Source organism: Yoonia sp. (assembly GCF_017854415.1).
Classification (GTDB): domain Bacteria; phylum Pseudomonadota; class Alphaproteobacteria; order Rhodobacterales; family Rhodobacteraceae; genus Yoonia.
The window spans coordinates 15,239-27,182 of sequence record NZ_JAFMHR010000016.1 but is presented as its reverse complement, the minus strand read 5'-3'; the positions used below and the strand labels follow the sequence as shown (position 1 = coordinate 27,182).

The window sequence follows — 11,944 nt, the reverse complement described above, 5'->3', positions numbered from 1 at the left end:
GCATTTGGATCGTCAGTTCGGTGACGCAAGCGGCCCATAGGCCAGCCTTGTCGTCAAAATGAACCGCTACAAGATTGGGGCTAACGCCAGCGGCACTTGCGATTGTGCGCAACCCTACGGCCTCAAACGACTGGCGCGAAAAGGCCAGCGTTGCCTCGCGCAAAAGAGCACTGCGGCCATCGGGCTGATCCGCAGTGCGTCGTCCGCGTGGCATGATTTGAGTAGCAAGACTAGGCACAGCATATCACCAATATGTACGATTGATCATATACTGTGGGGGCTTTGGCCCAGCAACTTCTATTTGCTTATTGCATCGTTCCTGCTTTTTTGACCTGACACCAAAAAACCATAATCCGAGCAAAGTATCAGCATTCTTTTCGACTTTAGGTTGAGGAGATTAACGATTTGTCGACATTTGAGTTTTTAACGGTTTGCAGCCAAGCCACTTACGATCAACGAACTTCTTAAATCCGTCATTCAAATCATTAAGCGAAATTCAATGAAAAAAGCACTTATTATAGCCCTTCTTGTCCCGTTTTCCTTGGGAACTATAGCAATTCCGGCTTTGGGGCAGGCGACCGAGCAATCTCAAGTCTCGCTTGAAGATCAAGAGAATGCGCAAGAGCGTATCAACTTTTCTGGAAAACTGCGCATGTTGTCACAGCGTATTCCTTCTGCCGCATGTCACTTGAGCCGCGGGATCGATACGGACGGTTCGAAAGCTCTCCTTGTGGGGGCCGCTGCGGAGTTTGAGAAAATATTGACGGCGTTGGAATTCGGGGACACTGACCTGAATATCCAAAATGCCGAGACTCGCAGAATGACCTTGGCGAAAATTCATGAGTTGCATGAAAAATGGACACCGCTGAAAAACGCGGCTGATGCAGTTGCAGGCGGCACTGCGACTGACGCGGAATTCAGCTATATTCTGACCGAAAATATGCCGGTATTGGCCGCCGCACAGTTGGTGGTAGAGGAATTGGTCCAGCAATACTCAAACCCAAATGCCGTGACCCGCGCGTCCTTGATGTTGGTCGATATATCGGGTCGGCAACGTATGTTGACCCAAAAAGTGTCCAAAGAGACCTGCATTCTCGGAGGCGACAACCAAACGCCCGAAACACTAAGCGATATCGAAGGTACGATCCGCATTTTTGAAGCGTCCCTGGAAGCCTTGCGTTTTGGAATGCCAGCTGTCGGCGTAGGGCCACCTCCTAATCCAGAAATTTCTGCAGGACTTGAAGGCGTGTTGGCGGATTGGCAAAGCGTTAGACCACTGCTTTCCGATATTCTTGCTGGTGACGCATTATCTGACGCTGCAAATGTTCAGAAATTCCAGGGTCTCAACACCACGATGGCCAACATGAACACGGTTGTCGGTATGTATGGCCAAGCGGCAGGGACTAACTGAAAACCTTTTACTCGCTAATGCGGTAGTTGAGCTGCAATTTGCGGTTCAACTCCCCTCTAGCACTTCCAAAAATGCGTCCCCAAACCGTTCCGCATGTCTATCCCCAATCAACCGCGTGAGGTTGTCCATATCTGCACCGCGCAGTTTTGCGACCTTTGCCAGCATTGAAGCAGAGCAGCTCATGGGTTTATCAACGCCGTGTGGGCCACGGTTAAGGGTTGCTTGAACCTCCATCAACCTATCATAAAGTGCGCCCTCGTCGCGACCTGCCAGCTTGCGGCGCATGGGGTGCACGTCTTGGACTGCTCCGGCGATCACCTCTAAGAAATCACGCCCATAGTTTTCCAGCTTTTTCGCCCCGACACCGCCGATATGGGCCATATCATCCAGCGTCATGGGCCGCTTTTCGGCCATCTCGATCAAGGTGCGATCGTTGAAAATAATATAGGCGGGCGCGTTCGCTTGGTCGGCCAAGTAGCGCCGTTTCGCCTTGAGCGCCGACAAAAGCGGCGCGTCTTCTTCGCTCACCAACATGCGGACCTTGGGGCCACCGGACCCGCGGGCCGCCTTGATCGTGTCGCGGCGCAACTCGATCGTGGCTTCGCCGCGCAAGATAGGCCGCGCGTGTTCGGTCATCCGCAGTGCACCGTGCCGTTCTCGATCAGGTCGTAGCAGGTCGTGCCCCATCATTTGCCTGAAAATCGCCTGCCATTGGCGTTTGTCGTATTCTTTGCCGACGCCATAGGTCGGCAGGCTGTCGTGGCCGCGTTGCTGGATTTTATCGGTTTGATTGCCGAGCAGAATGTCGATCAGATGACCCGCGCCAAACCATTCTTCGGTACGCAAGGCGGCGGAAAGCGCCATGCGCACCGCCGTTGTCCCGTCGAAAACCTCGGCCGGTTTGTCGCACAGATCGCAATTCCCGCAAGGGCAGGGGTTTTCACCGAAATACTCTAACAGGTTCTGTCTGCGACAGCGCAATGCCTCTGCCAATCCCAGTAGCGCATTGAGGCGCCCATGATCGGCGGCGCGGCGTTCGGGCGGGGCCAGCCCTTCGTCGATTTGCTGGCGGCGATAGCGGATATCGTCTGGACCAAAAAGGGTCAGCGTTTCCGCAGGCGCCCCGTCACGCCCCGCCCGTCCGATTTCTTGGTAGTAGGATTCAATTGATTTCGGCAGATCTGCATGTGCCACCCAACGGATATCGGGCTTGTCGATGCCCATACCAAAGGCGACGGTTGCACAAACGATTAGCCCATCTTCTTGTTGAAAGCGGCGTTCAACGATGCGGCGATCTTCGGCCTCCATCCCGCCGTGGTAGTGACAGGCGCTATGGCCTGCATCTGACAACGCCTTGGCCAGTGTTTCGGTTTTGGCACGTGTGCCGCAATAAACGATGCCCGATTGCCCTTTGCGAGCGGCGGAAAAGTTCAATATCTGGTTGCGCGGCCCATCTTTGACGGCAAAAGCCAGATGAATGTTCGGACGGTCAAAGCCACGCAGGAACGTCGCGGGCTGTTCGCCACCGAACAGTTTTTCAATGATCTCTTCGCGGGTTTCGGCATCGGCAGTTGCGGTAAATGCGGCCAATGGCACATCGAGCGTGCGTTTGAGTTCCCCGATCCGCAAGTAATCAGGGCGGAAATCATGGCCCCACTGGCTGACGCAGTGTGCTTCGTCCACTGCGATCATGCTGACGCCCGCCCGGCGCAGCATGTTGATCGTGCCACCAGAGGCAAGCCGTTCAGGCGCCATGTAAAGCAGCTTCAGCGTGCCCGCCTCAAGCGATGCCCAAACCTCGTCGGTTTCTTCTTGGGTGTTTCCAGAAGTCAGCGCACCTGCGTTCACCCCAGCTTCGCGCAGGCCGCGGACTTGGTCGCGCATCAATGCAATCAAGGGCGAAATAACGACAGTGACACCGCCTCGCACCAATGCGGGTAATTGAAAGCACAGCGACTTACCGCCGCCGGTTGGCATAATCGCTAGCGCGTTTTGGCCATCGACCACAGCCTCCACGATTTCCTGCTGCCCAGGGCGAAAGGCATCAAAGCCGAAAACGTCACGCAGAAGTGTTGCCGTGGACACGTAATAGACCCTGATTATTGATTTTTGGCTGCTCTTTTTCGTGACAATCCCATGCCACGTTCACCTTAACAAGTGATGTGCCGCCTGATGCGGCAAAAAACCCTGCGCGCGCAGCGTTGCCAAGGGCCGCGTGGCTGCGTACCCCTGTTCCATCAGAGAGGGTTCCTATGGGCGAGATCATATTAGTACGGCACGGACAGGCCAATTCGGGGGCCACAGACGAGGAAAGCTATGACAAGCTGTCTGATCTGGGTCATCAGCAGGCGCGCTGGCTGGGGGATTATTTGCGCGATCGTGAAGCCCCTTTTGACAAAGTGATTTCTGGCAGCCTGCGCCGTCACCGCGAAACAGCGGCAGGGATTGGCTATGATGAACCGCAGATTGATCCGCGCTTGAACGAGATGGATTATTTCAACCTTGGTCAATCTCTCGCGGATGTGCACGGCGTGCCGTTCCCGGGCCCCGAAGAATTCGCGGCCCACGTCCCGCAAGTGATGGAGGCATGGCACCGCGCCGAGATTAAAGGCGTCGAGACGTTTGCGTCATTCGAGGATCGCGTGACATCGGTATTGCAAGAGGCCGCGCAACCCGGTGTTCGTGTATTATGTGTGACATCAGGCGGCGTGATCGGGATGATCATCCGGCATTTGCTGGACCTTGATCCGACGCGGTTGGCGCATGTGCTTTTGCCGATCATGAACAGTTCGGTGCACCGTGTGCATGTGATCCCGCAAGGTCCGATCCTTGCCAGTTTCAATGCGATCCCGCATCTTGACCAGGCTGACCGCGCCTATGCCAAGACCCACTATTGAAGGACCCATCATGCTGAAACTCCATTATGCGCCGCGCACGATCTCTATCGCTGTTGCGATGATCCTCGAACAAACGGGAACTCCTTACGAGGGTATCCGTGTTGATTTTGCAATCGGTGAGCAGACCAAGCCAGCTTACCGCGAGATTAATCCAAAGTCCCGCGTGCCAGCGCTTGAGACACCGCAAGGGGTTTTAACTGAAACCCCCGCAATTGTAGAGTTCGTTGCACCAGAACTGGTGCCAGATGATCCATATGCGGCTGCCAAAATGCGCGAACTGATGTCATACCTGAACGCGACCGTGCACCCGCACCATGCACATGCCATCAGAGGCGAGCGCTGGGCAGACGAGCAAAGTTCATTCATTGATATGAAACGAAAAGTTCCGCAGCGGATGGCGGAATGCGCAGCCTATCTAGAGGAATACTTGCCAAGCCTGCCGTTTGCAGTGGGCAAATTCGAAGTTTTGTCGGACGCATATCTTTACGTCGTCCTGACGTGGCTAAAAAGCGATGGCGTGGATATTGAACACTACCCGCGTCTGGCGGCGTTCCAGCACGAGATGAACACGCATGCTTCGGTACAGAAAGTCTATGCAAAGGGGATGCTCTAATGACGCATATCTGGGTTCGCTCTGAAAGCCGTCCACACGAAGAACGCGTTGGACTAACACCGCAGGGTGCGGGTTCTTTGCTCGCTGCCGGATACGACGTCACTGTCGAAGAAAGCAGCCAACGGATTTTTCCGATTGCGGATTATGCCGCGGTTGGCTGTGCGATTGTGCCGGAATTTTCGTGGGTCGACGCCCCTGATGACGCGGTCATCTTTGGGCTCAAGGAATTACCCGAAGATGGCACGCCTTTGCGGCACCGGCACATCATGTTTGGTCACGCCTACAAAGGGCAACCGGCGGGACAAATTTTGCTTGAACGCTTCAAGGCCGGTGGCGGGACGCTGCTAGATATTGAGTATCTCACAGACGCGGACGGGTGCCGTGTGGCGGCATTTGGGTATTGGGCAGGCTATGCGGGTGCTGCAGTCGCGCTGATGTGTTGGATCGCCCAGCAACAGAGCGCGATTGCTGGATCTGTGAAAGCCTACCCGAGTGCAAATCAGATGTTGGATGCGCTAAAGCAGGCTCTTGTTGAAATTGGAACGACACGACCGACGGCATTGACGATCGGGGCGCTGGGTCGCGTGGGCAATGGGGCTGCTGATCTATGCGAGGCGATGGGTGTTCGTGTCACGAAGTGGGACATGGCCGAAACCGCTTCTGGCGGACCGTTCCCAGAAGTCTTGGAGCACGATATATTATTGAACTGCATTCTTGCGCGCCCAGGCACGCCGGTGTTTGTGCCACAAAGTGCCAAAAACGCGGACCGCAGGTTGTCGGTCATCGGGGATATTGCCTGTGACCCGGATAGTGATTTTTCACCGATCAAGGTCTATGATCGGACAACGACTTGGGATGCGCCTGCTTTGCGGGTGCATGAACAGCCGGTCTTGGATGTGACGGCGATTGATAACTTGCCGTCAATGCTTCCTGCCGAAAGTAGCGCCGATTTTGCAGGACAACTGTTGCCGCATTTGATGAAACTCAATGCGATTGACGAGGATGTTTGGGGTCGCGCACAGGACATGTATTTAAAGTCGACGATGTAGACCTCTACCCGGCCTTACGTGGGCCGATAGAGATCGTTTTCTGCGCTAGATGCATCAATACCCAACGCTTCCATGCCAGCCTCAAGGTGATCGGCAAGGTGTGGGGAACCCTTAAGATAATCTGCAGTTGGTGTCGTGGCCTCGTGCGTGGCGGTCTCAATTGCTTCAGCCAAATCCTCGGGCTCGAAACTGCCGCGCCCGATCCAGAAGATCGCGACAAGCCCCGCTTTTTCATAGTCGTTGAGTTGATCTACAAAGCCGTCAAATTCATTCTCGGCACGGTCAAGCTCGCGGGCCAGAATGATGACTTCGGCAACTTTATCAGCAGAAATAGGTAACATAGCGCGTCCTCCTTATGCTTCAGCATAGGCATTAGGACGCCGACCACCTTGATCTGGCGCAACTGCCGCGTAAATGACCGCTGGGGTCACTTTTTGTCGCGGGCCGCTTTTTCTTCTTTGGTCAGCTTGTTGTTCCATTGGTTGTTGCTCAGGCCAAGCTCTGAGGACAACGGTTTGGTTTTGCCGACGCTGACTTTGCCGCCATTTTTCAGGAATTCCTGAATAAGCGCATCATCAGTGGTTTCTTTTGGGACATGTTTCATGACTTCAAACTAGCTTATCTTGGTTGCGTGAGCAATGCGTGCTATCGCTCATTCCTTCTGTATCCAGTCGCCAAGGGAACTTTTCATGAAGACAATTGCAGCATTGGTATTCCCCGGGTTTGAAACGCTGGACTACTTTGGGCCCATTGAGATGTTGGGTGGTTTCGGACGCGAGACCAAAATCATTACCGTTGCAAAAACAAGCGAGCCTGTCCCAAGTTGCCATGGACAGCGCATAGTCGTCGACAAAACGATCTTTGAGAAAGACGACTACGATCTGCTGCTTGTCCCCGGGGGCGATGCCGCGTTGGTCGAAGGCCAAGACCCTGAGCTGTTAGAATGGATCAAGCGCGCCTCTGCTAATGCGGAACGCGTTATGGCCGTTTGTACAGGGACTGTCTTGTTGGGCATGGCAGGCGTCTTGGATGGCCGCAAAGCAACGACCAACAAGATGGATTTCTTGCAGACAATCCACCATGCACCAAATGTCGACTGGGTCAGAGAAGCAAGATGGGTGAAAGACGGCAAGTTCTACACGTCATCGGGTGTATCCGCAGGCATTGATATGGCGCTTGCAGTTATGGCTGATTTATTTGGCAATGAGATGGCTGAAAGGCTCGCCCTTGGGAGTGAGTACGAGTGGCACAAGGACGCGAGTCGCGATCCTTTCGCGAAACTGGCGGGCTTGGTATAGCTCTGTCCTACTTCGCCCCGAACAGCCGGTAGTACATCCAGTCCGGCATGAACTGCGACAGCCGGAACACCCATGAAAACACCATCGGAAAGCTTTTCTTAAAGTGCTCTGTATTCATATGTTCGAACACCTCTTTGGCGGCGTCTTCGGGTGACATGATGAACGGCATGTTGAAATCGTTCTTTTCGGTCAGCCGCGTTTTGATAAAGCCCGGATTGACCAATTGGACGTTGATCGGGGACGTGCGCAGGTCGGCTTGCATTGATTCAGCCAACGACATCATGCCCGCCTTGGACGAGCAGTAGCCGATAGCGCCCGGTAGGCCGCGAAAGCCGGACAATGACCCGACAAGCACAATGTGGCCCGCGTTCTTGGCAACCATATTTTTGATCACCGAACCAACGACGCGGGATGCACCTAAAAAGTTTACTTCGCCCATCATGTCTGCTTTTTCGTTGTCCCATTCCTGGGCTTTCATGGGCCAATAGACACCGGCAAGGTAGACGACGCCATCAATGTCACCGATCTGGGCTGCGGCGGCTTCCACCGCCGTACGGTCGGTCACGTCGACCGTCACGTATGACGCTTGACCGGGCAGGTCTGCGACCAGTTCCTTAAGGCGATCATCCGATCTGGCGGAAACGATCACTTCGGCTCCTGCGCGGCTAAGGCAGAACGCTACTTCGCGGCCTAGCCCCTCGCTTGCGCCCACAAGCCAGTACCGTTTTCCTTGCCAATTAGTCACATTATTCTCCTGCGTAGGCTTGTTCTTTGGGGCGCATAGTCGCCACCAATTCCGCCACTTTGATCCCGAATTTGCGGAACTGGCTGCGGTTCATAATGGTCCCGTTGGACATCAAGTACATCCAGTCGGTCACATCCAGCGAATGCCCGCCTGCGTCTTCGGTCAGCTCGATCCGGTAATTCAACAGCACTGCAGAGCCTGACTGCTGGCCTGTGCCAGTGCCCACAACATCGGGTGCGTTGGCTTTGATACGGCCATCATTGCCAAGGGTCAGCGTCCATTCGCGGTTTTGGACCTTGCCACTGTCGTAATAGAATTTCTCGCGCATGGTGCCGACGTTGCCGTCCCATGAGGCGTCAAAGTCAGCAACGAAACGCGAAGTGACTTTGCCAGTCGGGCCATAGATGACACCTTCGCAAGCAATGGGTCCGTTGAACCGTTCGCGGATATCAAAGATTGGCCCGTGCGCATAGTCCTCTGGCTTTTGAGCCCAAAACGACAAATACCGTGTCTTTAACAAAGCTGCAGCAACTACAAGTGCCGCACCAATCAAGATGTAGGTCATAAACGACATCGTTTAGTCCTCAAGTTTCGTGGCGATCAGCAAGCCGATAGCCACCAGTTTCAACAGCGACGGCACCAATGCGTAAAGCACCGTCAGCATAAATATGGCTTCCTGCGGTACGTTCGTAGCACCTGCCTGAAAGCCGGATCGTTCAAGCAACGGCAGCAAAACTACCGCGGCGAAGGCAAGCGTGAACTTGTTCACCAAATTCCATAGACCAAACCCCTGAGCCCCATTTGGCGAGATGGCGGCCATACGTTTGGCAAACATCGCAGGCAAAAGAGTAAGGTCTGCCCCGATGGTTGCTCCACTTAGTACGCAGATAACTGCAAAGGGGATCACATCGCCGGGCGATAAAGTCAGCGTGTATGCGAAAGATGCCACAGCCAAGATCATCGCACACAGCAAAACCGGCTTGGCGCCATAGCGTCGTGCAAGCGCCGACCACATTGGCGAAGAGATCGCTGCGGCCAAGAAAAACAGCACTAACAGCGCGCCTTCCCAACCGACAGCGCCCAGTTTGCTTTCGACGTAAAACAGGAAAAGTGTGGATGAGACCGCCAAAGGCGTCGCGTTTACCAGTGCCAGAATAAGTAGTTTGCGTGCCGTTTTGTCGCGGATAATTTCGCGGATTTGCGATGGTTCTTGGTTCACGCGGCCTTTCCATTCGGGCCACATAAAGAACGCGGCAATCAGGGTGAGGGCTGCGAAGCCGTAGGCAAAGGCTGCAAATGGATCAGCGACAACGCCGATCAGAACCGTCGGTACAACAGCCGCTATGCAAACACCCAGCAACGCCCCGCTTTCGCGCCACGCGGCCAGCCGGACGTGTCCTTGGGGGTCTTTGCCTGCTTTGCTGACCCCTTGGGCGTAGAAGTTGATTGTCAAAAAGCTGAAGGCCGTAAACAATCCCGTCACTGTGATCCCGAACCACCAGATTGGCGCGATGGGCGGTGCGACCGCGAACAGCCCGATCATAGAGATAGCCATGACAACCGCGGCCAACGTCATTGCGATTTTCTTGCTGCGTGTCAGGCGTTCACTAATCCAGCCCAAGACGGGGTCTTGGATCATATCGAACAGGCGCATCGCAAACAGCAGCGCACCCAATGCACCAAGGCTGACGCCAAACGTATCAGCGTAGTATTTGGGCGCATAAATATAGATCGGCAGACCAGCGCCGGACAATACAGCGGCGAAAACCGTGTATGCGGGCAACCGCTCGGTCAGGGCTTTCATCTGCTGACCTCTTCGGGCGGGGGCTTTGGTTGTGACCGGAATGTCGCCCCTTTCCACCACAGCTTGATCGCTTGCCAATGGATTAACGTCAGCACGCGACGCGATCCAAAGGGACGGCGCAATGCAGCCTTGATGATGGATCCGTTCGTTATTGGCTTGCGCGGTCCTGTTAGCGTCGCAATCAGCCCGCCATTGCCGCGTGAATAATCGATCCAGATGCCGATGCTGTCTGGTTGGATATCGAAACGGAAAACATATCCGCCTTCAACCGGTTGAAAGGGCGAAACATGCATCAGCTTTTGCGCCGACAATGTATCCTCTTTGGTAATCGCATGCCCGTCTTCGTGGCGGCATAGATAGGAATGGCGGTCGCCAAATGTGTTGGACACCTCTGCAATCACGGTGCGCAAAACGCCTGCATCATCATAGCAAAGCCAAAACGAGACCGGATTAAAGACATGCCCCAGAAGGCGCGGCTGGGCGAGCAGTTCAATACGCGCGATGTCGTCGATATCGTACGCTGCCAGCACGTCACGGACCCAAGCAGCGCCGGTGCCAGTTTTGGGCGGCCCGCCATGATCGCTGTCTTGCAGTGACATCAGGTTGCCGGTGTTGCGTGAAAACAGGGCCGGTGTTCGCGGTGTCGCCTCTGCGTCAGTCAGCACATAGTCGATGGAATAGCGAAAAGCGTTTTTGGTCCCACCACGCCGCCCGTGGTAAGTTTCACCTACGATATGATGGACCTGATCGGTCACTCGGCCGCTATGCGCATGCGGTCAGACGCGTTCAGCGCCGCGACTACATCCAAGCCGCTGGATAGCCCGTCTTCGTGAAAGCCGTTCTTCATCCACGCACCGCAGAACCACGTGTGGTTTGCGCCGTTCATCGCTGATGCAGCCTTCTGCGCGGCAATCGCCGCGAGGTCATAGACAGGATGGCGCAAGGATACTTCGTCCCAGATCAGCTCTTCTTTGATCGGGCGCTCGCTGTTGAGGGTAACCATCATGTCTTGACCTTTAAGCCAAGGCTGCAAGGAATTCATCCAATAAGTCAGATTGATCTCTGTATCGGTGCGCTGGGCGTCTTCGGTATAGACCCACGAGGACCAGACCTGACGGCGTTTGGGCATGATTGATGTGTCGGAATGCAGCACGATCTTGTTGGGCTGATAGCGGACGGCACCCAAGACGGAAGTTTCGACAGCGGTCGCGTCTGACAACATGCGCAGTGTGTCATCGGAATGAGTAGCGAAAATGACCTCGTCAAACTGTTCCCAATCAGCACCCTCAGATTTCACTTCGACACCGGTCGCCGTGCGGCGCACCGCATCAATAGGCGCGCCAAGGCGGACATTGACACCGCGCTCCACCATATCGGCGCCCAACCGCGAGACATATTCAATTGATCCGCCATCAACGGTATACCACTGATGCTGGCCATTCGCCCCAAGCAGCGCATGATTGTCGAAAAAACGCATCATCGCGTAGGCAGGGAAATCGAGGATTTTTTCTTTGGGCGTTGACCAGATCGCACCGGAAAACGGCAGCAGATAGTGGTCACGGAAATAGTCGCTGAGATGCAATTTCTTCAACAACTGACCAATGGTCATTTCTTCGTCTTGGCTGGCAGCAAGCCCTTCGGCGTTGAACTTGAGGATATCGCGAACCATGCGCAGGAACTTTGGATTGGCAATATTCTTGCGCTGCGCAAAAAGTGCGTCAAGGCTTGCGAGGCCGTACTCCAGCTTGCCGTCATTGAATGAGGCGCCAAAGCTCATGTTGCTTTTGATGACGGGGACGCTCAGGTCGTCAAACAGCTTGGTCAGGTTCGGATAGTTGGCATAGTTGAAAACGATAAAGCCGGTATCGACAGCTTGGTCTTTGTTCGTGCCTGCCATCCGCGTACGGGCATGGCCCCCAAGACGTTTTTCAGCTTCGAATAAAACGACACTTTGGTCTTTAGCCAGCGCATGCGCCGCCCCCATCCCTGAAATACCAGCACCGATTACCGCGATTTTTCTGGGCGCGGTCGTCCCGGTCTCAAGTGGCATTCATTAGGCTCCGACGTGTTTTTTGCTTCTTAGTAACTTTATTACGTCGCCACAACTTGCATGGATCATAACAAAAT

Annotated in this window: 14 protein-coding genes; 5 read left to right on the top strand and 9 right to left on the bottom strand. The window is 54.6% G+C overall.

What is annotated here, in order from left to right:
- Positions 1-214 (bottom strand): helix-turn-helix domain-containing protein (locus QZ197_RS03485; protein WP_296430095.1); only part of this gene is annotated, 214 nt, incomplete at its 3' end.
- 285 nt (positions 215-499) lie between these two features.
- Between QZ197_RS03485 and QZ197_RS03480 the strand changes: the two genes are divergently transcribed.
- Positions 500-1,411 (top strand): type IV pili methyl-accepting chemotaxis transducer N-terminal domain-containing protein, encoded by a 912-nt coding sequence (locus tag QZ197_RS03480; protein ID WP_296430093.1) that lies wholly within the window; start codon positions 500-502, stop codon positions 1,409-1,411.
- A 45-nt stretch (positions 1,412-1,456) separates the two neighbouring features.
- On the opposite strand, the gene recQ is transcribed toward QZ197_RS03480, so the two are convergent.
- Positions 1,457-3,496 carry a DNA helicase RecQ gene (recQ, locus tag QZ197_RS03475; protein ID WP_296430091.1) on the bottom strand — a complete coding sequence of 680 codons (2,040 nt, stop codon included), beginning with the start codon at positions 3,494-3,496 and terminating at the stop codon, positions 1,457-1,459.
- Between the two features lie 167 nt (positions 3,497-3,663).
- Here recQ and QZ197_RS03470 point away from each other — a divergent pair, with 167 nt between their 5' ends.
- The 3 genes from QZ197_RS03470 to QZ197_RS03460 are packed head-to-tail and all read left to right on the top strand — an operon-like array spanning position 3,664 to position 5,970.
- On the top strand, positions 3,664-4,308 hold the full coding sequence (locus QZ197_RS03470) for a histidine phosphatase family protein (protein WP_296430089.1): 645 nt from the start codon (positions 3,664-3,666) through the stop codon (positions 4,306-4,308).
- Between the two features lie 10 nt (positions 4,309-4,318).
- Positions 4,319-4,921 carry a glutathione S-transferase family protein gene (locus tag QZ197_RS03465; protein ID WP_296430087.1) on the top strand — a complete coding sequence of 201 codons (603 nt, stop codon included), beginning with the start codon at positions 4,319-4,321 and terminating at the stop codon, positions 4,919-4,921.
- Positions 4,921-5,970, top strand: a complete 1,050-nt coding sequence (locus QZ197_RS03460) for a saccharopine dehydrogenase (RefSeq protein ID WP_296430085.1) — start codon at positions 4,921-4,923, stop codon at positions 5,968-5,970. The genes QZ197_RS03465 and QZ197_RS03460 overlap by 1 nt, the downstream gene beginning before the upstream one ends.
- A 14-nt stretch (positions 5,971-5,984) precedes the next feature.
- Here the strand turns inward: QZ197_RS03460 and QZ197_RS03455 are convergent, their stop codons facing one another.
- Both QZ197_RS03455 and QZ197_RS03450 read right to left on the bottom strand, forming a co-directional pair.
- Entirely contained in the window at positions 5,985-6,311 is a 327-nt protein-coding gene (locus QZ197_RS03455; protein WP_296430083.1) for a DUF3775 domain-containing protein, read from the bottom strand.
- A gap of 86 nt (positions 6,312-6,397) precedes the next feature.
- Complete coding sequence (locus tag QZ197_RS03450; protein WP_296430080.1) at positions 6,398-6,574, bottom strand: hypothetical protein; 177 nt, start codon at positions 6,572-6,574, stop codon at positions 6,398-6,400.
- Between the two features lie 85 nt (positions 6,575-6,659).
- On the opposite strand from QZ197_RS03450, the gene QZ197_RS03445 reads away from it, so the two are divergent.
- Positions 6,660-7,268 (top strand): DJ-1/PfpI family protein, encoded by a 609-nt coding sequence (locus QZ197_RS03445; protein WP_296430077.1) that lies wholly within the window; start codon positions 6,660-6,662, stop codon positions 7,266-7,268.
- Positions 7,269-7,275: 7 nt separating this feature from the next.
- Here the strand turns inward: QZ197_RS03445 and QZ197_RS03440 are convergent, their stop codons facing one another.
- The 5 genes from QZ197_RS03440 to QZ197_RS03420 are packed head-to-tail and all read right to left on the bottom strand — an operon-like array spanning position 7,276 to position 11,867.
- Complete coding sequence (locus QZ197_RS03440) at positions 7,276-8,013, bottom strand: SDR family NAD(P)-dependent oxidoreductase (RefSeq protein WP_296430075.1); 738 nt, start codon at positions 8,011-8,013, stop codon at positions 7,276-7,278.
- Between the two features lies 1 nt (position 8,014).
- Positions 8,015-8,587 (bottom strand): DUF3833 domain-containing protein, encoded by a 573-nt coding sequence (locus QZ197_RS03435; RefSeq protein WP_296430073.1) that lies wholly within the window; start codon positions 8,585-8,587, stop codon positions 8,015-8,017.
- 3 nt (positions 8,588-8,590) lie between these two features.
- The gene (locus QZ197_RS03430) at positions 8,591-9,817 is read right to left on the bottom strand and encodes an MFS transporter (protein ID WP_296430071.1); all 1,227 of its coding nucleotides are present in this window, start codon (positions 9,815-9,817) and stop codon (positions 8,591-8,593) included.
- Complete coding sequence (locus QZ197_RS03425; protein ID WP_296430069.1) at positions 9,814-10,572, bottom strand: DUF1365 domain-containing protein; 759 nt, start codon at positions 10,570-10,572, stop codon at positions 9,814-9,816. The genes QZ197_RS03430 and QZ197_RS03425 overlap by 4 nt, the downstream gene beginning before the upstream one ends.
- Positions 10,569-11,867 (bottom strand): FAD-dependent oxidoreductase, encoded by a 1,299-nt coding sequence (locus QZ197_RS03420; protein WP_296430066.1) that lies wholly within the window; start codon positions 11,865-11,867, stop codon positions 10,569-10,571. The genes QZ197_RS03425 and QZ197_RS03420 overlap by 4 nt, the downstream gene beginning before the upstream one ends.
- Positions 11,868-11,944 lie beyond the last annotated feature (77 nt).

What these genes read in the sequence shown, in the direction of transcription:
- QZ197_RS03450 (WP_296430080.1), bottom strand. Translation starts at nt 6,574, where the DNA reads ATGAAACATGTCCCAAAAGAAACCACTGATGATGCGCTTATTCAGGAA.
- QZ197_RS03465 (WP_296430087.1), top strand. Translation starts at nt 4,319, where the DNA reads ATGCTGAAACTCCATTATGCGCCGCGCACGATCTCTATCGCTGTTGCG.
- QZ197_RS03445 (WP_296430077.1), top strand. Translation starts at nt 6,660, where the DNA reads ATGAAGACAATTGCAGCATTGGTATTCCCCGGGTTTGAAACGCTGGAC.
- QZ197_RS03480 (WP_296430093.1), top strand. Translation starts at nt 500, where the DNA reads ATGAAAAAAGCACTTATTATAGCCCTTCTTGTCCCGTTTTCCTTGGGA.
- QZ197_RS03420 (WP_296430066.1), bottom strand. Translation starts at nt 11,867, where the DNA reads ATGCCACTTGAGACCGGGACGACCGCGCCCAGAAAAATCGCGGTAATC.
- QZ197_RS03460 (WP_296430085.1), top strand. Translation starts at nt 4,921, where the DNA reads ATGACGCATATCTGGGTTCGCTCTGAAAGCCGTCCACACGAAGAACGC.
- QZ197_RS03455 (WP_296430083.1), bottom strand. Translation starts at nt 6,311, where the DNA reads ATGTTACCTATTTCTGCTGATAAAGTTGCCGAAGTCATCATTCTGGCC.
- QZ197_RS03470 (WP_296430089.1), top strand. Translation starts at nt 3,664, where the DNA reads ATGGGCGAGATCATATTAGTACGGCACGGACAGGCCAATTCGGGGGCC.
- QZ197_RS03430 (WP_296430071.1), bottom strand. Translation starts at nt 9,817, where the DNA reads ATGAAAGCCCTGACCGAGCGGTTGCCCGCATACACGGTTTTCGCCGCT.
- QZ197_RS03435 (WP_296430073.1), bottom strand. Translation starts at nt 8,587, where the DNA reads ATGTCGTTTATGACCTACATCTTGATTGGTGCGGCACTTGTAGTTGCT.